The sequence below is a fragment of the Methylobacterium sp. XJLW genome (assembly GCF_003254375.1).
In the GTDB taxonomy this organism is placed as follows: Bacteria; Pseudomonadota; Alphaproteobacteria; order Rhizobiales; family Beijerinckiaceae; genus Methylobacterium; species Methylobacterium fujisawaense.
Map to the genome: position 1 here is coordinate 5161110 of NZ_CP016429.1, position 17740 is coordinate 5178849.

Annotated in this window: 16 protein-coding genes and 1 tRNA gene; 9 read left to right on the plus strand and 8 right to left on the minus strand. The window is 71.9% G+C overall.

Features of this window, described 5'->3' with window-relative positions; all coding sequences use genetic code 11:
• Positions 1-143: 143 nt before the first annotated feature.
• From A3862_RS23815 to A3862_RS23835, 5 genes are all read right to left on the minus strand, one after another.
• Positions 144-1469 (minus strand): adenylate/guanylate cyclase domain-containing protein, encoded by a 1326-nt coding sequence (locus A3862_RS23815; RefSeq protein ID WP_043389442.1) that lies wholly within the window; start codon positions 1467-1469, stop codon positions 144-146.
• Positions 1469-2893, minus strand: coding sequence for a GTPase HflX (hflX, locus tag A3862_RS23820; RefSeq protein WP_043389440.1), 1425 nt, complete (start codon positions 2891-2893; stop codon positions 1469-1471). Before hflX ends, A3862_RS23815 begins: the two co-directional genes overlap by 1 nt.
• Positions 2894-3177: 284 nt before the next feature.
• A complete protein-coding gene (gene hfq, locus A3862_RS23825; RefSeq protein WP_043756666.1) occupies positions 3178-3429 on the minus strand; it encodes an RNA chaperone Hfq in 252 nt (83 codons plus the stop codon).
• A gap of 200 nt (positions 3430-3629) precedes the next feature.
• Positions 3630-4994 carry a nitrogen assimilation response regulator NtrX gene (gene ntrX / locus A3862_RS23830; protein WP_012318476.1) on the minus strand — a complete coding sequence of 455 codons (1365 nt, stop codon included), beginning with the start codon at positions 4992-4994 and terminating at the stop codon, positions 3630-3632.
• On the minus strand, positions 4991-7324 hold the full coding sequence (locus A3862_RS23835; protein ID WP_420845367.1) for a sensor histidine kinase NtrY-like: 2334 nt from the start codon (positions 7322-7324) through the stop codon (positions 4991-4993). The genes ntrX and A3862_RS23835 overlap by 4 nt, the downstream gene beginning before the upstream one ends.
• A 358-nt stretch (positions 7325-7682) precedes the next feature.
• Between A3862_RS23835 and A3862_RS23840 the strand changes: the two genes are divergently transcribed.
• The 3 genes from A3862_RS23840 to A3862_RS23850 all read left to right on the plus strand — a co-directional run bounded on the left by A3862_RS23840 (position 7683) and on the right by A3862_RS23850 (position 9511).
• Positions 7683-8810: an oxidoreductase gene (locus A3862_RS23840; RefSeq protein ID WP_236961473.1), complete on the plus strand. Its 1128-nt coding sequence runs from the start codon at positions 7683-7685 to the stop codon at positions 8808-8810.
• A 125-nt stretch (positions 8811-8935) separates the two neighbouring features.
• Positions 8936-9028, plus strand: a tRNA-Sec gene (locus tag A3862_RS23845).
• Between the two features lie 210 nt (positions 9029-9238).
• Positions 9239-9511: a hypothetical protein gene (locus tag A3862_RS23850; RefSeq protein ID WP_043356670.1), complete on the plus strand. Its 273-nt coding sequence runs from the start codon at positions 9239-9241 to the stop codon at positions 9509-9511.
• A gap of 25 nt (positions 9512-9536) precedes the next feature.
• Here A3862_RS23850 and A3862_RS23855 read toward each other — a convergent pair whose 3' ends face one another.
• Complete coding sequence (locus A3862_RS23855) at positions 9537-9941, minus strand: hypothetical protein (protein ID WP_043356668.1); 405 nt, start codon at positions 9939-9941, stop codon at positions 9537-9539.
• Between the two features lie 169 nt (positions 9942-10110).
• Between A3862_RS23855 and A3862_RS23860 the strand changes: the two genes are divergently transcribed.
• A complete protein-coding gene (locus tag A3862_RS23860; RefSeq protein ID WP_043356667.1) occupies positions 10111-10347 on the plus strand; it encodes a DUF4170 domain-containing protein in 237 nt (78 codons plus the stop codon).
• A 169-nt stretch (positions 10348-10516) separates the two neighbouring features.
• Positions 10517-11461, plus strand: a complete 945-nt coding sequence (locus tag A3862_RS23865; RefSeq protein WP_043356665.1) for a ribose-phosphate pyrophosphokinase — start codon at positions 10517-10519, stop codon at positions 11459-11461.
• 25 nt (positions 11462-11486) lie between these two features.
• On the opposite strand, the gene glgX is transcribed toward A3862_RS23865, so the two are convergent.
• The gene (gene glgX / locus A3862_RS23870) at positions 11487-13607 is read right to left on the minus strand and encodes a glycogen debranching protein GlgX (RefSeq protein WP_111474032.1); all 2121 of its coding nucleotides are present in this window, start codon (positions 13605-13607) and stop codon (positions 11487-11489) included.
• Between the two features lie 54 nt (positions 13608-13661).
• Positions 13662-15083: an alpha,alpha-trehalose-phosphate synthase (UDP-forming) gene (locus A3862_RS23875; RefSeq protein ID WP_043389425.1), complete on the minus strand. Its 1422-nt coding sequence runs from the start codon at positions 15081-15083 to the stop codon at positions 13662-13664.
• 392 nt (positions 15084-15475) lie between these two features.
• On the opposite strand from A3862_RS23875, the gene A3862_RS23880 reads away from it, so the two are divergent.
• The 4 genes from A3862_RS23880 to A3862_RS23895 all read left to right on the plus strand — a co-directional run bounded on the left by A3862_RS23880 (position 15476) and on the right by A3862_RS23895 (position 17728).
• The gene (locus A3862_RS23880) at positions 15476-15997 is read left to right on the plus strand and encodes a hypothetical protein (RefSeq protein WP_043352818.1); all 522 of its coding nucleotides are present in this window, start codon (positions 15476-15478) and stop codon (positions 15995-15997) included.
• Positions 15998-16001: 4 nt separating this feature from the next.
• Positions 16002-16415 (plus strand): phage holin family protein, encoded by a 414-nt coding sequence (locus A3862_RS23885; protein ID WP_043389422.1) that lies wholly within the window; start codon positions 16002-16004, stop codon positions 16413-16415.
• Positions 16416-16420: 5 nt separating this feature from the next.
• Entirely contained in the window at positions 16421-16792 is a 372-nt protein-coding gene (locus A3862_RS23890) for a DUF3618 domain-containing protein (protein ID WP_170861816.1), read from the plus strand.
• A gap of 105 nt (positions 16793-16897) precedes the next feature.
• On the plus strand, positions 16898-17728 hold the full coding sequence (locus A3862_RS23895) for a hypothetical protein (RefSeq protein ID WP_111474033.1): 831 nt from the start codon (positions 16898-16900) through the stop codon (positions 17726-17728).
• Positions 17729-17740 lie beyond the last annotated feature (12 nt).

A 17740-nucleotide genomic window follows, 5' to 3' on the forward strand; every position in this document is an offset into this window, starting at 1 on the left:
GCTGACAATCCGGCGGACGTAGCAGAAGACGCCCGGCCCGCCAGCCTCAATCCGCGCGCTTCCGGCGCCCTGCGGCGTCGGAAGCGGCCGGCCGAGACCGAATGCGATCGGCGCGCCGTAGTCCCGGTCCTGCCCGGTCCGCCTCAGGCGCCCGGCGCCACCGTGATCGCCGCCAGGGTGAGGGGCTCCGGCAGGGCGGCGTCCGGCACCGGCACGGCCCGGATCCCGGCCGGGAGCACGCCGCCGAGCAGATCCAGAAAATCCCCCGAGGCGGCGAGCTCGATCTCGGCCGCCTTGGCCCGGGTCTCGATCCGCGCCAGGGCGTTCATCGCCGGACCCAGCACCGTGTACTCGGCCCGCACCCCGTCGTCGAAGACCCCGACCAGGAGGTCGCCCGCGTGCAGGGCGACCACGACCCGCAGGGGGAACAGCCCCTCCCGGGCGCGGGACGCGTTGAGGGCGGCGATCCGGTCGCGGATCGACAGGGCGCAGGCAAGCGCCGCCCGGGCCTGGGCGTCGGGGTGGCCGACGACGAACTGCACCAGCACCGCGTCGCCGATATACTTGTCGACGAGGCCGCCCTGCTCCGCCACCGCCGCCTGGGCGGCCGCCCGGACCGCCAGCAGGGCCGTGACCATGGCCTCCGGCGGATGCTCGCGGGAGAGCCGCGAGAAGCCGCGGATGTCGAGGATCATCAGGCAGGCGTGGCGCCGGTGGATGCCGAGGCCGGAATCCCCGTCCTCGGCGGCGAGATCGAGGGCGACCGTGTCGGGCACGAAGCGGGCGAGCTGGGCCCGCTCGTGCTCCATGCGCAGGGCCCGCGCCACCGCCGCGCGCAGGCGGATCATGCCGTCGACCACCAGGAGGCCCGCCGCCATGAAGGTGGCGAGCCCGGTGAGCTGCGCGGTCGGAAACGTCTCGGCGTTCGGGAACAGGTCCGGATGCAGCAGCCCGACCAGGAAGGCCGCGCTCCAGCAGAGGGTGACCACGCCGCAGAACAGCAGGGTCTGCGCCACCCGCATGCTCAGGCCGGTCTGGAGCAGGAGCAGGAAGGCGGGCAGGCGGCTCACCGCGTCGGCGCCGAGACCGGCCCCGCCGCCGGCCAGCATGTGCTCGATGATCACGTAGACGGCGAGACCGGCGTTGAGCCCGGTGCCGGCCCAGCTGTAGACGTTGGCCGCGGGGCCGCCGCCCCGCTCCCGGAGACCGAACCAGACCGTGCCGAGGCCGTAGAAGCCGAGGATGAGCCAGTGGCTCAGGGCATGCAGCGAGCCGTCATAGGCCTGGGCCGCCATCAGCAGCACCAGCACGATCACGATCCGCAGGCCGAGCAGGCGCAGGCCGCCGCCGGCCTGCATGGCCCGCAGCACCGCCTCGTCGTCCGATCCCGGATCCGCCCGGCCCGCCGCCGGCGCCCGCATGGTCTGCAGGCCGGGAAGCGGTGGATTGCCGAAGCTGCCGGAGGCCATCAACCGCCCCGGCCGAGGCGCCGGGCCGCCGCGAAGCGGTTGAGGAAGCGCGGCTCCTTCTCGGGGGCGATCCGGACCGCGAGATGCAGGGTGCCGTCGGCCTCCGACCGGCGGTCGAGGATCTCGGCGTTCTCGTACAGCCAGTTGAGCGCCGCACCGTCCTCCGGCGGCAGCGCCACCGCGAAGCTCGCGCGGTTGCGCCCGATCCGCGCCTCGATCCGGGCCGTCAGGGCGGCGAGCCCCTCCCCGGTGACCGCCGAGACCAGGACCGGCGCGGCGCTGTCGCGGTCGTTGCGGGCCTTGGCCTGGCCGCTGAGGTTCAGGAGCCGCGTGCGCTCGTCGTCGTCGAGGAGATCGGCCTTGTTCCAGACCTCGATGATCCGGTCCGCCGTGGTCTCGATGCCGAGCTCCCGCAGCACCTCGCCGACATCCTCGGCCTGGGCCTCGGAATCGACGTGGCTGACGTCGCGCACGTGCAGCAGCACGTCGGCCTCGATGGCGTCCTCCAGCGTCGCCCGGAAGGCGGCGATCAGGGGCGTCGGCAGGTCGGAGATGAAGCCCACCGTGTCGGACAGGATCACGGTCTCGCCGTGGGGCAGCTTGGTCGCCCGGGCGGTGGGATCGAGGGTGGCGAACAGCATGTCCTTGGCGGTGACCTCGGCTCGGGTCAAGGCGTTGAACAGGCTGGATTTTCCGGCGTTGGTATAGCCCACGAGCGCCACGATCGGATACGGAACCCGCGCCCGGCTCTGTCGATGCAGGCCGCGGGTGCGGACCACCGCGTCGAGGTCGCGCTCGATCCGGGTCATGCGCTCCTGGATCATGCGCCGGTCGGCCTCGATCTGGGTCTCGCCGGGGCCGCCCAGGAAGCCGAAGCCGCCGCGCTGGCGCTCCAGGTGGGTCCAGGACCGGACAAGGCGCGACTTCTGGTAGGCGAGGTGGGCGTGCTCGACCTGAAGGGTTCCCTCGCGCGTCGAGGCGCGGCGCCCGAAGATCTCCAGGATCAGCCCGGTGCGGTCGATGACCTTGGCGCCCCAGGCCTTCTCCAGGTTGCGCTGCTGCACCGGCGACAGGGCGCAGTCCATCACCACGAGGCCGATCTCCCGGGCGCGGATCAGGCCGGCGATCTCCTCGACCCGGCCCTTGCCGAGATAGGTCGAGGGCCGGATCCGCGGCAGGCTGACGGCGAGGCTCTCGACCACGTCGAGTTCGATGGCCGCGGCGAGGCCGGTGGCCTCGTCGAGGCGGGCCTCCACGGAGCGGGACGGCGCGGCGGCCCCCTGCCCGCCCCCCTGCCCGGCCCCCGAGGCGCCGCGGGCCAGATAGGGGCCGATCACCAGGGTGTGGGTCGCCGCGGCGATCTCGCCCTCGGGGGCGGCCTGCGCCTGGAGGCGGGCTTCGCCGGACGTCAGCGTCTCGCTCATGCAGCCTTTGTGACCGCCGGGAGGCCGGCGGCTTCGTTGGAGAGGTCGGATCCGACAGAATGGGGATGCGGGCGACCTCAGCCAAGATGCCGGGTCAATATGCCGGGCCGGGCCGGGGCGGTGGCGGATATCCGCGACGGCATCGGGAACCAGGCCGCGCGGCGGCATCGGTCCGGAGGCCGCCCTCGCCCCGCGCGACAGCCCCGGACCGGTCCCAGCTTCGGCAGCGGCCTCGGTCGGTCCGATCCGCCGGCCTCGCCCCGGGCGCCCGGGGCGACGAGCCCTCACGCCTTCTCGGTGGTCTCGTCCGGCTCGAACAGCTGCACCGGATGGCCCGGCATGATCGTGGAGATCGCGTGCTTGTAGACCAGCTGCGAATGCCCGTCCCGGCGCAGCAGCACGCAGAAATTGTCGAACCACGTCACGACGCCCTGCAGCTTGACGCCGTTGACGAGGAAGATGGTCAGGGGGATCTTGTTCTTGCGGACATGGTTGAGAAACGTGTCCTGAAGGTTCTGTGCGCGTTCGCCCGCCATCTTCTTAGCCTTCTTGTTGTCCCGGATCGCTCCGTCCGGGATGAGTCGTATGCCGCCGGCCGGATCGTCCGAACACCCGGTCCAGGGCCCATGTATACAAATACCATGACGCCGTGAAAGCGTGGGCGCAAGCAACCCCCGTTCCAGCCGATCCGTGACGGATCGGCCCCGCCCTCAACGCGCGCCCCGGCTCCGGAGCCTCACGGGCCGATGCCCAGGGACTTCAGCTTGCGGTGCAGGGCCGAGCGCTCCATGCCGATGAATTCGGCGGTGCGCGAGATGTTGCCCGAGAACCGCGCGATCTGCGCCACGAGGTATTCCCGCTCGAAGATCTCCCGGGCCTCCCGGAGCGCGAGGCTCATCAGCTTCTCGCCGCCCGCGCCCCCCGGGGTGGTCGGCACCAGGGCGCCGATCTCGGAGGGCAGCATCTCGGAGGTGACCTCCTGCTCCGGGTCGGCCTGGGTCAGGATCATCAGCCGCTCGACGTTGTTCTTGAGCTGGCGGACGTTGCCGGGCCAGTTGTGCGACTGCAGCACCGCCATGGCGTCCTCGGCGATCCGACGCTTGGGCAGGCCGGTCTGGGACGAGATGTTGTCCATGAAGAACTGGATCAACTCGGGCACGTCCTCCCGGCGCTCCGACAGGGCTGGCACCCGGATCGGCACCACCGAGAGGCGGTGGAACAGGTCCTCGCGGAAGCGGCCCGCCGCGATCTCCTCCTGGAGGTCCCGGGAGGAGGACGAGATGATCCGCACGTCGACATGCACCCGGGTCGTGCCGCCGACCCGCTGGAAGTTCTGGTCGACGAGGACGCGCAGGATCCGGTTCTGGGTCTCGCGCGGCATGTCGGCGACCTCGTCGAGGTAGAGGGTGCCGCCATGGGCCTCCTCCAGGGCGCCGACCCGGCGGCCGCTCTCGCCCTCGACCCCGAACAGCTCCGCCTCCATGGTCTCGGGCAGGATCGCCGCCGCGTTGAGCAGCACGAAGGGGCCGTTCGCCCGGGCCGAAGCCTTGTGCAGGCTGCGCGCGGCGAGTTCCTTGCCGGAGCCCAAGGCCCCGGTGATCATCACCCGGGCGTTGGTCGGCGCCACCCGGTCGAGGGTCTGGCGCAGCTGGTTGATGGCCAGCGACGTGCCGACGATCCGGTTGGTGGCGCCGGAGCGCGCCGTCAGGTCGCGGACCTCGCGCCGGAGCCGGGAGGCTTCCAGCGCCCGCTCGGCCACGAGGATCAGCCGGTCGGCCTTGAACGGCTTCTCGATGAAGTCGTAGGCGCCCGCCTTGATGGCCGAGACCGCGGTCTCGATGTTGCCGTGGCCCGAGATCATCACCACCGGCAGGTCGGGGTTGGCGGCCTTGATCAGGTCGAGCACCTGCAGGCCGTCGAGCCGCGAGCCCTGCAGCCAGATGTCGAGGAAGACGAGGTGCGGCCGGCGCGCCTCGATGGCGGCCAGCGCCTCGTCCGAGCCGCCGGCCGTGCGGCAGCGGTGGCCCTCGTCGTCCAGGATCCCGGCCACGAGGTCGCGGATGTCGGCCTCGTCGTCGACGATCAGGATATCGGCGCTCATGCGTGCATCTCCGCGATCCGGGGGGCCGTCGGTGCGGCGCCCTTCTCCTCTGTCGTGACGGGACTCGTCTCGGGGGTCTTGGTGTCGGGACCCGCGCCGGACGGTTCGGGCCCGTGCTCGCGCGGGACCCGCATCCGCACCTGGCCGCCGCGGCCGGCGGGATTGTCGTTCAGCTCGATCCCGCCGCCGTGCTCCTCCAGCACCTTGCTGACGATGGCAAGCCCCAGCCCGGTGCCGCCCTCGCGGGTGGTCATGTAGGGCTCGAGGAGCCGCTGGCGCCCCTCGGCGGGAAATCCCTTGCCGTTGTCGGTGACGGCGATGACCGCGAAGCCGTCCTCGACGGCGAGGCTCAAGGCGATCTTGCCCTTGCCGAGCTCGGCCTCCGGCACCTCGGCCACGGCCTCGACGGCGTTCTTGAGGATGTTGGTGATCACTTGGCTGAGCAGCCTGATGTCGAAGGCCGCCACGATCTTTTCGGATCCCCCGGCGCCGCTCTGGGCCGAGAAGGCGAAGTCGATATCCGGATGCGCGACCCGCATCATGAACAGGTTCTGCTTGGCGATCTCGGTGAGGTCGTTCGGCGCGATCGCGGGCTTGGGCATCCGCGCGAAGGCCGAGAACTCGTCGACCATGCGCTTGATCTCGTCCACCTGGCGCACGATCGTGGCGGTGCACTGGTCGAACACCTCCTTGTCGGCGGTGATGACCTTCCCGTACTTGCGCCGGATCCGCTCGGCCGAGAGCTGGATCGGGGTCAGCGGGTTCTTGATCTCGTGGGCGATGCGGCGCGCCACGTCGCCCCAGGCGGAGCTGCGCTGCGCCTGGACGAGGTCGGTGATGTCGTCCAGCGTCACCACCGAGCCCCGGGACGCGCCCTGCGCCTGCTCGCTCGTGACCCGCACCGTGATGGTGCGCTCGCCCCGGGAGCGCGTGAGCTGGATCTGCTGCTGCTGCAGGCTGCGCGAGCGCGCCTCGCTCTCGGCGAGCACGGGGGCGAGTTCGGGCACCGCGCGGGCCAGCGGCTGGCCGACCAGGGCGTCGCTCGGCAGATCGAGCATCCGCTCGGCGGCCGGGTTGGCGATGGTGACGAAGCCCGCCGCGTCGAGGCCGATCACCCCGGGCGAGACCCCCGACAGCACGGCCTCGGTGAACCGGCGGCGGGTGTCGATCAGGTCGCTCGCCGCGATCAGGCCGGCATGCTGGCGGCGCAGCTCCTGGGTCATCTTGTTGAAGCTCTCGCCGAGATGGGCGAGGTCGCCGCTGGTCTTCTTGGTCGGCACCTGGGCGTAGAAGTTGCCCGATGCCACCTGGTCGGCGGCGTTGATCAGCCGCCGGATCGGCGCCACGAACCGGTTGGCGAAGTTCATCCCGAACCAGACGGCCGAGAGCAGCGCGATCAGCGCGATCAGCAGGAACACCGACGCGAAGGTGATCTGGATCGAGCGGCGCAGCGAATCGTAGGTGAGATACTCGGCCGCCGCCGCCCGGGACACGCCGGGGAACTCGATGGCGAGCTGGCTCACCTCCCGCTGCACCATCAGCACGGCGTCGTCGTAGGCCGGCATGCGCAGCAGCGCGGCGAAGACCCGGCCCTCGGTGGGCAGGAGGCAGATCGGGTCGGCCGAGTTGGCCGCGTCCTCGAAGGCCGCCGCCGAGGGCAGGCGGTTCGTCTTCAGGACGTCGATCTTGGCCCGGGCCACCACCTCGGTGGGGCCGCGCATGATCTGCGCCACCGGCAGGCCGAGATTGGTCGCCCGGGTGGTCAGGAAGGTCTGGAACCAGTCCCGGTTCACGTCGAAATTCGGCCGGGCCCGGGTCAGGTCGTCGGCGAGGATGCGGATCTCCCGGGCGAGGCTCTGGCACTGGTTCTCCTGGTAGGCGTCGGCCACCTCCACGGATTTCAGCACCACGTCGCGGACCCGGTCGGTGAAGCCCAGCGACAGGCCCCGGTCGATCGTCACGGACGCCACCACGGCGAGCAGGATCGTCGGCAGGATCGCGATCAGGCTGAACAGGCCGACGATGCGGGTGTGCAGCCGCGCCACCGCGGCGTTGGCCTTGCGGGCGTGCAGGAAGACCCGCGCCTCCCAGGCGATGATGACCGCCAGCCCGAGCACCAGGGCGGCGTTGATGGCGAGCAGGGTCACGCCGTAGGCCGGCGTCGGCGTCACCCGGATCACCCCGGCCAGGATCAGGAAGGTCGCCAGCGCCGAGACCAGGGCGGTGACCACCATGGCCGCGCCGATCCAGCCCGGACCGCGCGGGCCGGGCTGCAGGGATTCCGCCAGGGGCGTCCCGGACGGCGGGGGCGCGTCCGAACCCGCGGGCATACCCGCGTCCCGCTGGTCCGCGGCCTGCTGGCCAGCGGCTTCAGCCGCCCCTTGAGCCACGTCTTGGCCAGCCCCGTCGCCGGCCCTCTCGGGTGCCGGCGTGGAGCCTTCCTCTGTCCGTGGGCGTCTCAGGAACGGCATGACTGGTGCAGGGCCACAACAGTGTGGCGGAATTAATACGAATCCGGGCTTCCGGGCGGCGGATCGGCGGCGCGATCCGTCGCATGCGACCGCCACGACCACAGTCCGGACCGCGGGCCCCGGTCCCGGTGGCCGCCCGCGTCCTCCGGAGCGCGGCGCGCGGCCGGTCCAGCCACGCACGGCCTGCGGGGTGTAGGGTGGCGCGCTGGGACCGGCGGTGCCGGGGGGCCAGAAGTCGGGTGCGGCGGGTCTCGGCGTCGCCCCGGAGAGCCGGGGGCGCGGCATGCAGGCAGGGCAACGGATCAGGGTCGGTCTGATCGGCTACGGCTATTCCGGCCGGACCTTCCATGCCCCGCTCATCGGCGCCGTGGCGGAGCTCGACCTCCGGCTGGTCGGCTCGAGCGCGCCCGCCCGGGTCCGGGCCGACCTGCCCGACGTGAGGGTGTCGGCGGATCCGGTCGCGGTGGCCACGGCGGAGGCCGTCGACCTCGTCGTGATCGCCACCCCGAACGACACCCACGCGCCCCTGGCGCGGGCCGCCCTGGCGGCGGGCAAGCACGTCGTGGTCGACAAGCCCTTCACCCTCGACCTCGCCGAGGCGCGCGGGCTGGCCGCCGCGGCGCGGCGCGGGGGCCGGCTGCTGCGCGTCTTCCACAACCGGCGCTGGGACAGCGACTATCTCAGCGTCCGCCAAGCCGTCGCGGAGGGGCGCATCGGCCGCGTCCGGCACTTCGAATCGCACTTCGACCGGTTCCGTCCGGAGGTCCGCGACCGCTGGCGGGAGGGGCCCGGCCCGGGCAGCGGGATCTGGTACGATCTCGGTCCGCATCTGGTGGACCAGGCGCTCCAGCTCTTCCGTCTGCCCGATCGGGTGAGCGCGCATCTGGCGCGGCTCCGCCCCGGCGCGCAGGCCGACGATTGGGCCCATGCGGTGCTGGACTATCCGGGCCTGCGCGTGGTGCTGCATGCCAGCATGCTGGCTGCCGGCGGATCGCCCCGCTTCCTGGTGCACGGCGAGGCCGGCAGCCTGATCAAACACCGTCCCGACATCCAAGAGCAGCAGCTGCTGGCCGGCGTGAAGCCGGGGGCCGCCGGCTGGGGCGCGGATCCGGACGGGCTGGAGATCCACAACGCGACCGGGCGGGTGGCGCGCGCACCGGCGCTGGCCGGCGACCAGCGCGCATTCTACCGCGCCGTGGCCGGGGCGATCGCCCGCACCCCGGTCGACCAGACCGAGGCGCTGGAGGCCGTGCGGGTGATGGCCTGCCTCGAGGCGGCGCTCAGGTCGGCGCGAACCGGGACCTCGGTCGGCCTGACGCGCGCGCCGGACGAGCGGGATCCCTGACCCGCAGCCCCCGACCCGCGACCCCGACCCCGGCCCGCGACCTTTGCGCGCTGGCCCGCCGCCACGCCCGCCTGCCGGCATCCTGGACCTTGACCCGTCCGGCGGCGGCCCGTAACCCCGGTGGTGGAGGCGAACGGGGTCTGGTGGCCCTCCTGGTCTTCAAAACCAGCGGTACGCCAACAGCGTACGGTGGGTTCGATTCCCATCCGCTTCCGCCATTCTTCAGACTGCCTCAACCGACAAATCAGTGTTCGCCTGTATCCAGGCGACACGCGCCGAAAATTTGGCAATACTGATCTGTCGGAACTGTGGGGGGGCCGGTTCGTTTCCCGCGACCGATCCCGTGCTGGTGTCCCCGTGAAGAACCGTTCCGCCGCCACCGTCCCGTTCCCGCCGGCCCCGGCCGGCCGTGCGCGCTGAGGCCGGCCATGCTGAACAGACTCGTGACGCTCCTGCCCTCCGGCGCCCGTGAGGCGCTGCGGACCCTCGCGGCGCGCATGCCGGCACATCTGCCGGCACGCATGCCGGCAGATGTGCCGGTGCGCCCGCCGGCGCCGCAATCCGCGATCCTGCCGGATTTCGACACGCGGCCCGCCGCGATGACGCCGCTGCTTCCCCCCGCCGCCATCAACGACAATCCGCTCCAGGCCGTCCACGAGGCGGTCGAACGCGACCTGCGCGCCAGCGGCCACCTGCGCTGAGGCCGGACCGAGAGACCCGTCGGGGTCAGCGCTTGGCCGGCGCGGGCGTCTCGGGAATCGTCCCGGGCGCGATCCAGTGGCAGGCCGTGGTGCCGCGCACGCCGGCACAATCGTAGCTCTGGCCGCCCAAGGTCACCTTGTCGACGATGCCGGTGAATTCCGTGCGCGCCAGCGCCGAGCAGCCGAGATGGTCCGCCTTGGGATCGGCCAGATGCGCCGCGGCCGCCGCCGCGCCGTCGCGCATCAGCATCCGGTAATTGGCGAGCGACGGGCAGCCGATCACCGGTGGCCCGCCCCGCCGGTCGGGGGCGCTCCTGTCGGATCCGGCGGCGCGGGGCGCCCGGGGCGCCTGCTGCGCCAGAACCTGCGCCGCGCTGAGGCTGACGGTCACCGCGACGGGGACGAGGAGAGCGAGAGGTCGGCGTGTCATGGTCCGCTCGTAGCATGACGCATCCGAGGTTGCGCATCCGGCGCGGCGCTGCGCCCGGAACCCGGCCGCCGCGCAGACCTGCGGCGGGTTCAGGGCTCGGCTGCGACCATGCAGGCTTGACCGGAGGCCCGCCATTTGCGAGCGCCGCGGAGAAACGTGAGGAGAGGCCATGGCGACGGCGATCGACAGCGACCAGAAGCTGCACCTGGTCTTCGGTGGTGAATTGCAGGATCTCGACGGGGTCCGGTTCCGGGACATCAAGGGCCTCGACATCGTCGGCATCTTCCCGGACTACGCCTCCGCCCAGGCCGCGTGGCGGGCCAAGGCCCAGGCCACCGTCGACAGCGCGCAGACGCGCTATTTCGTGGTGCACCTGCACCGCCTGCTGGAGCCGCCGGCTCCCTGAGCGCCGCCGCTCTACCTGTCGGCGGCGAGTGCTGGGCGGCCGTGAAGGCATTGTGACAGTTCCTGCCCGCTGCTAAGAGCCTCGCCCGTCATCGGATCGTTCCGGCTCCTCGGGAGACCGGTCTGGACAAGAGCGGCGGTAAGGTCCGGCCGCGAGTGAGCGGCCGCCCATGAAATCCTCGATCAAGATCATCGCCGGGAATGCCAGCCGGCCCCTGGCCGAGGCGATCGCGGCCTATCTCGAACTGCCGCTGGCCAAGTGCATGGTCCGGCGCTTCGCCGACATGGAGATCTTCGTCGAGCTTCAGGAGAACGTGCGCGGCGAGGACGTGTTCATCGTCCAGTCGACCTCGTTCCCGGCGAACGACCACCTGATGGAACTGCTGATCATGATCGACGCCGCGCGCCGATCCTCGGCCCGGCGCATCACGGCGGTGATCCCGTATTTCGGCTATGCGCGGCAGGACCGGCGCACCTCCGGCCGCACGCCGATCTCGGCCAAGCTGGTGGCGAACCTCATCACCGAGGCGGGCGCCGACCGCGTCCTGACCCTCGATCTCCATGCCGGCCAGATCCAGGGCTTCTTCGACATCCCCACCGACAACCTGTTCGCCGCCCCCGTGATGGTGCGCGACATCAAGGAGCGGCTGCCGGGCGACAACCGCATGGTGGTCTCGCCCGACGTCGGCGGCGTGGTGCGGGCGCGGGCCATCGCCAAGCGGATCGACTGCCCGCTGGCCATCGTCGACAAGCGCCGCGAGCGCCCGGGCGAGTCCGAGGTGATGAACATCATCGGCGAGGTCGAGGGCCGCTCCTGCATCCTCGTGGACGACATCGTCGATTCGGGCGGCACCCTGGTCAACGCCGCCGAGGCCCTGCTCAATGCCGGCGCCAAGGACGTCTCGGCCTACATCACCCACGGCGTGCTGTCGGGCGGCGCGGTCTCGCGCATCGCCGCCTCGCGGATGAAGGAGCTGGTGATCACCGACTCGATCCAGCCGACGCAGGCCGTCAAGCTCGCCCGCAACATCCGCGTGGCCACCATCGCGCCGCTGCTGGGCGAGGCGATCGGGCGCACGGCGACGGAATCCAGCGTCTCCAGCCTGTTCGACTGACGAATCCGCGGGGGGGCTCCTGCCCCTAGCGTTCCGGCACCCAGCCGCCCCGGTTTCCGGTCTCCGTCCCCGGTGCGGTGAGCACGAGGACCGTGCGGCCGGGCAGCGGCACGGCGGCCCCGGACTCGACGGCCGGCGTGCCGGGCGCGCGGGCGCCCGCGGGCTCGCCGGTGTCGAAGACCGGCGTCCAGGGGCCGCCCACCACCGGGGCGAGGCGGAACGGGACGGCGCCCTCCCCGGCGTTGAACAGCATCAGGAGGCGGTCGCCCGGATCGCCGTCGTTGCCGATCTGCATGCCGAACACCTGGAGCCCGTCGTCGGACCAGTGGCGGCCCTCCATCTCGGTGCCCTCGGGGGAGAGCCAGTGCACGTCGCGCAGGGGCTCGTCGGGGTCGATCAGCGCGCCGGTGAAGAAGCGCCGCCGCCGCAGGGCCGGCTGGGCCCGGCGCAGGGCCAGCAGGTTGACGACGAAATCCGTGAGGGCGGGATCCGGATCGACGCTCCAGTCCATCCAGCTCGTCGGGTTGTCCTGGGCATAGGCGTTGTTGTTGCCGCCCTGGCTGCGGGAGCGCTCGTCGCCCATCAGCAGCATCGGCACGCCCTGGGCCAGCATCATGGTGGCCAGCATGTTGCGCTTCTGGCGGGCGCGTAGAGCCAGGATCGCCGTGTCGTCGGTGTCGCCCTCGACGCCGTAGTTGCGGCTGACGTTGTGGTTATGGCCGTCGCGGTTGTCCTCGCCGTTGGCTTCGTTGTGCTTCTGCTCGTACGCCACCGTGTCGGCCAGGGTGAAGCCGTCGTGGCTGGCGATGAAGTTGACGCTGGCCAGCGGCGAGCGCCGGGACGGGGCGAACACCTCCCGCGAGCCGGTCAGCCCCTGCGTGACCTTGGCGAGCGTGCCGGAATCCCCCTTCCAGAAGCCCCGCGCGGCGTCGCGGAACTTGTCGTTCCACTCGCTCCAGCCGCGCGGATAGCCGCCGAGCTGGTAGCCCCCCTCCCCGATATCCCAGGGCTCGGCCACCATCTTCACCCGGGCGAGGACCGGATCCTGCGCCACCGCCTGGAAGAAGGCCGCCTGCGGGGTGAAGGCGAAGGGCGCGCGCCCGAGGCTCGAGGCCAGGTCGAAGCGGAAGCCCGCGATGCCGTAGGCGGTGACCCAATGGCGCAGGGAATCCAGCACGAGCTGCATCACCCGCGGATGGCTCGCGTCGAAGGTGTTGCCGCAGCCGGTGCAGTCGATGGTGCGGCGCGGGTCGGCGGGATCGAGCTTGTAGTAGCTGGCGTTGTCGATGCCGCGGAACGACAGGGTCGGGCCGGTGTGGTCCCCCTCGGCGGTGTGGTTGTAGACCACGTCGAGCCAGGTCTCGATCCCGGCAGCGTTCAGCTCCCGGATCGCCGCCTTCAGGCCGCCCAGTCCGCCCTCCCCCAGGTAGCGCGGCTCCGGGGCGAAGTAGCCCAGGGGCTGATACCCCCAGAAATTGACGAGCCCCTTCTCCACCAGGAAGCGGTCGTCCGCGAAGGCCTGGATCGGCAGCAGCTCCAGGGCGGTGACGCCGAGCCTGACGAGGTGCTCGATGATCGCCGGGTGGGCGAGCGCCCCGTAGGTGCCGCGCTCCGCCTCGGGGATGTCGGGATGGGTGCGGGTCAGCGCCTTGACGTGCGCCTCGTACACCACCGTCTCGGCCAGCGGCCGCCGCACCGGCGTGAGGGCCAGATCGGGCACCTCCGGGGCGGTGACCACGCATTTCGGCATGTAGACCGCGCTGTCGCGCCGGTCGATCCGGTCCTCGCGCCCGCCCCGGCGATGGCTGTAGAGCGCATCGTGCCAGCGGATCCGGCCGCGGATCTCCCGGGCGTAGGGGTCGAGGACGAGCTTCGAGGCGTTGAACCGGTGGCCGGACGCCGGATCCCAGGGGCCATGCACCCGGTAGCCGTAGAGCTGGCCCGGCAGCACGCCGCGCAGGTAGCCGTGCCAGACGTCGTCGGTCCGGCAGGGCAACCGCACCGTGCGGGTCTCGTGCCGCTCCCCCGCCTCGAACAGGCAGACATCGACCGCGGTGGCGTGCTCGGAAAAGAGGGCGAAGTTGACGCCGCGCCCGTCGAAATGGGCGCCGAGCGGCGCCGGCACCCCGTCATCGACGGCGATCATGTGGGGCGTCCGGTCACACGGGGGGCTGCAGGCGGAATCAGCGGGCTGCGCCGGCTATTCGGCGGCCGCGGCGGCGGTGGGGGCCTCGCGCTCCATCGTGCGGAAATTCTCGAGCTCCGCCAGGAAGTTGCGCGCCCACCAATCGACGTCCTCGCGGGTCATGCGCTCGACCATCGGCTTCCAGCGCGCCACACGCTCGGCCTTCGGCATGTAGAGCGCGGCCCGGATCGCCTCCGCCACCTCGAACCGGTCGTAGGGGTTGATCAGCAGCGCCTCGGGCAATTGCCGGGCGGCGCCGGCGAATTTCGACAGGACCAGAACCCCCGGATCGTCCTCGGACTGGGCGACCACGTATTCCTTGGCGACGAGGTTCATGCCGTCGCGCATCGGCGTGACGAGGCCGACCCGGGCCGCCCGGTAGAGGCCCGCCAGCACCGGGCGCGGATAGGCCTTGGTGATGTACTGGATCGGCGTCCAGGCCGGGTCGCCCAGCGAGCCGTTGATCTCGCCGACCTTCTCGTTCACGTCGCGTGAGAGCTGCTCGTATTCGGGCACCTCGCTGCGGGATTTCGGCGTGATCTGGATGTAGGTGACGTTGCCGCGCTGGTCGGGATTCGAGGCGAAGAAGCTCTCCACCGCCTCCATCCGCTCGGGCACGCCCTTGGAATAGTCGAGCCGGTCGACGCCGATCAGCAGCTTGCGGGTGCGCAGGCCCGCGATGGTCTCGCGCACGACCTTGTTGGCGTTGGCCTTCTCGGCCGCCTCCTTGAAGCCCGCGACGTCGATGCCGATCGGGAAGGCGCGGATCCGCGTGCGGCGGCCATCCACCATCAGCGAGCCGCCGCCCAGCGGGATCGCCCGCTGGGTATCGACGAGGTTGCGCTGCAGGTTCTGCACGTCCGCCTCGGTCTGCAGGCCGATCAGGTCGTAATCGACGATGGCACGCAGCAGCTCGCCGCTCGCCGGCAGCGAGTTGAACACGTCGGCGGCGGGCCAGGGGATATGGTGGAAGTAGCCGATTGGGTTGTCGAGCCCGAGGCCGCGCAACTCGGCGGCGAGCGGCAGCAGGTGGTAATCGTGCACCCAGATGATGTCGTCGGGCTCCACCAGCTTGGCGAGCGCCCGCGCGAAGGTCCGGTTCACACGGCTGTAGCCGGCATAATCCGAGCGCGAGAAGGCGCCGAGCCCCAGCCGGTAATGCATGATCGGCCACAGGGCGCGGTTCGCGAAGCCGGCGTAATATTCGAGGTGGTCCTGCGGCGAGAGGTCGACGACCGCGTACTGGACCCGGCCCCGGTCGATCAGCGTCGGCTCCTCGGAGGGCTCCTCAGAGATGGTGCCGCTCCAGCCGAACCAAAGCCCCTCATAGGCCGTGAAGGCCTCCTTGACCGCGACGGCGAGGCCGCCCGCCGCCACCGCCTTGCCGCCCTCTTCCGGGATGGCGACGCGGTTCGATACGATCACAAGGCGTGCCACGCGGGTCGGCTCCGGATCAGGGGCGCGGCCGGCCGCGCCTGCATCGAGACTTCACTAACATGTCAGAACGCGCGGGGGGCCTGCGCGATCCTTTGTTGCTTGTCAGGCAACCCAAGCGTGAAGCCGGGCGCGGGTCAAGTCGAGGCCCTACCGTTCCGGGACAGGGGGGCCGCTCCGTCCCGATCGGGCGCGTTGTGCAAGCGTGGCGGTTCTGGCAGATCGTGCCTGAACGTGGAGTGAGCGGTGCCGCCCGTCCCGTCGGAGCCCGTGCGCAGATCGGAACTGTGCACCGGGACCGGAACCCGTGACAGCCGAGTCGGTTACTCAGCCATCGCGGGGCTCGCGGTCGCCGCGAGCGGCTCCGTACCCGCGCCGCGAGGAGTATTTTCGAGATGGCCGGCAACGAGTTACCGCAGGGCGCCCCCGTGGACCCGGTTGCGGATCCGCACGGCGCGGCGCCGCACACCGCCGCGGAGGAGCGTGCCCAGTGGCGCGCCCTGCAGGGCGATGTCGAGGGGCTGGCCGACGTGGCGGCCGAACGCGGCCGCGGGCTGCTCGACGCGGCCCGGCTGCAGGCCCAGACCTATGTCGAGCAGCGCAAGAGCGATGCGGCCCAGTCGGTCCACGATCTGGCCCAGACGATCCGCAATTCCGGCCGCGACCTCGGCGACAAGCCGAACGTGCGCGCCTTCTTCGACAGCGCCGCCGACGGGCTGGAGCAGCTCGGCTCCTCCATCGAACGCCGCAGCCTCGGCGACTTCTACAGCGAGGCCGAGGCCTTCGCCCGGCGCGCGCCGGTGGCGGTGGCGGTGGGGACCTTCGTGGCCGGCCTGATCGCCGCCCGCTTCATCAAGTCGTCGAGCCTGCCGCCGGAGGCGCCGGACGGCGATGCCCGCGACAGCTTCCGGGCCTGACGCCATGACGCACGGCTCCGACCCGCGCCAGACCGGCGCCTCCAGCATCCAAAGCCTCATCGGCGATGCCCTGCGGGAGACCAACGAACTCGCCCGCAAGGAGATCGCGCTGTTCCGGGCCGAGATGGCCGGCAACATCCGCCAGCTCATCGTCGGCCTCGCCTGCATGGTCGGCTCGGCGGTGTTCGCCGTGGTCGCCCTGCTGGTCCTGATCGGCGCCTTCGTGAAATGGCTCGCCACCATCGTCGGGTCCGAGTGGCTCTCGGCCCTGATCGTCGGCGGCGTGCTGCTGGCCCTCGCCCTCGGGATGGCCCTGTGGGCGCGCAGCGTCCTGTCCCTCTCGACCCTGGCCCCGAAGCGCACCACGCGCCAGGTCCGCCAGGATGCCCAGGCCCTGTCGGAGCGCGTGTCCGGATGAGTACGATGAACGACCTCGAGAAGGAGATCGAGGAGAGCCGCGCCCGGCTCGACGACACGATCGACCGCATCCAGGGGCGGCTCTCGGTGCCGAACCTCGTGGACGAGATGCTGGGCAATGCCCGGCGGGTGCCGGCCCTGAACAGCACCTACGACTCGGCCCTGGAGGCGGTGCGCCGCAACCCGGTGCCGGTGCTGCTGATCGCGGCCGGCGTCGGCCTGCTGTTCAACCGGATGGCGCGCGACGCCCAGCGCCGGCGCACCGAGGTCTCGGCGGAGCGCGTGCCCACCCTGAACACCGGCGCGGCCCGCGGCTACGACCCCGACCTTCCGACCGCGCGCCCGGCCCGCGATCCGCTGGACACGACCGAGATCTGACGACCGGGCGGGGCCCGGACCGAGAAACCTCCCGCGCCCGGCCGGACGGCCGGGCAGACCGGCGCCGAAGGCGGGCTGCCGGGACCGACATTCGAGGACACCGCCATGACCGACAAGCCGGGTACCCCCGCCACCCCCTCCAGCATTCCCGAGCCGCGCCCCGGCGAGGCGCCGCCGCACGGCGCTCGGGACGGGAGCCTGCGGCCCGATCCGGCCGGTCTCGGCGACCCGCGCGGGATCCCCGGCGCGGCGGCGGGAGACTTCACGCTCCGGCCCGACCCCCGCGGGCTGCACGACCCGCTGCCGCACGGCGCCGCGCCCCTCTCGGCCGGCGGCCATTCGAGCGGCGGCGCCACCGGCGCCTCGCGGGTGGACGCCGCCTCCGCCACCGTGAAGGAGGGCGTCCAGGCGGCCGGTGACCGTGCCGCGGATCTCGCCGGACAGGCACGGCAGACGGTGTCGGACTTCGCGGACGATGTCGGCAACCGTCTCGGCGGCGCCGCCGATCAGGCCCGCGACCGCGCGGCGTCCGCCTACGACGAGGTCCGGGAGCGGGCCGGCACGCTGCGCCGGCGCAACATGCGGGCGCTGGACGGCCTGACCACCCAGGGTATCGACGGGCTCAACCGCGGCCGCACCGCCGTCGAGCGCTTCGTGGACGACAATCCCCTCCTCGTCGGCGTGGTCGGCGTGGCCGCCGGCCTTCTGCTCGGCGCGCTGCTGCCGCGCACCCGCCAGGAGGATCGGAGCATCGGTCCCTGGGCCGACGAGGTCCGCGACCAGGGCCTGCGCTACGCCCGCGAGGTGACCAGCATCGGCCGCGACTTCGTCCAGACCGCCCTCGATCCGGACAACCTGAACGCGGCCGCCCGCAAGGTGGTGGATCCGGACAGCCACACGCCGCCGGAGGGCGAGCGGAAGGAGCACAATCTCTGATCCGCGTTCCGG

Excerpts from the sequence above, each read along its gene's own strand:
- A3862_RS23815 (WP_043389442.1), bottom strand. The coding sequence starts at position 1,469 with ATGGCCTCCGGCAGCTTCGGCAATCCACCGCTTCCCGGCCTGCAGACC.
- hflX (WP_043389440.1), bottom strand. The coding sequence starts at position 2,893 with ATGAGCGAGACGCTGACGTCCGGCGAAGCCCGCCTCCAGGCGCAGGCC.
- hfq (WP_043756666.1), bottom strand. The coding sequence starts at position 3,429 with ATGGCGGGCGAACGCGCACAGAACCTTCAGGACACGTTTCTCAACCAT.
- ntrX (WP_012318476.1), bottom strand. The coding sequence starts at position 4,994 with ATGAGCGCCGATATCCTGATCGTCGACGACGAGGCCGACATCCGCGAC.
- A3862_RS23835 (WP_420845367.1), bottom strand. The coding sequence starts at position 7,324 with ATGCCCGCGGGTTCGGACGCGCCCCCGCCGTCCGGGACGCCCCTGGCG.
- A3862_RS23850 (WP_043356670.1), top strand. The coding sequence starts at position 9,239 with ATGCTGAACAGACTCGTGACGCTCCTGCCCTCCGGCGCCCGTGAGGCG.
- A3862_RS23855 (WP_043356668.1), bottom strand. The coding sequence starts at position 9,941 with ATGACACGCCGACCTCTCGCTCTCCTCGTCCCCGTCGCGGTGACCGTC.
- A3862_RS23860 (WP_043356667.1), top strand. The coding sequence starts at position 10,111 with ATGGCGACGGCGATCGACAGCGACCAGAAGCTGCACCTGGTCTTCGGT.
- A3862_RS23865 (WP_043356665.1), top strand. The coding sequence starts at position 10,517 with ATGAAATCCTCGATCAAGATCATCGCCGGGAATGCCAGCCGGCCCCTG.
- glgX (WP_111474032.1), bottom strand. The coding sequence starts at position 13,607 with ATGATCGCCGTCGATGACGGGGTGCCGGCGCCGCTCGGCGCCCATTTC.
- A3862_RS23880 (WP_043352818.1), top strand. The coding sequence starts at position 15,476 with ATGGCCGGCAACGAGTTACCGCAGGGCGCCCCCGTGGACCCGGTTGCG.
- A3862_RS23885 (WP_043389422.1), top strand. The coding sequence starts at position 16,002 with ATGACGCACGGCTCCGACCCGCGCCAGACCGGCGCCTCCAGCATCCAA.
- A3862_RS23890 (WP_170861816.1), top strand. The coding sequence starts at position 16,421 with ATGAACGACCTCGAGAAGGAGATCGAGGAGAGCCGCGCCCGGCTCGAC.
- A3862_RS23895 (WP_111474033.1), top strand. The coding sequence starts at position 16,898 with ATGACCGACAAGCCGGGTACCCCCGCCACCCCCTCCAGCATTCCCGAG.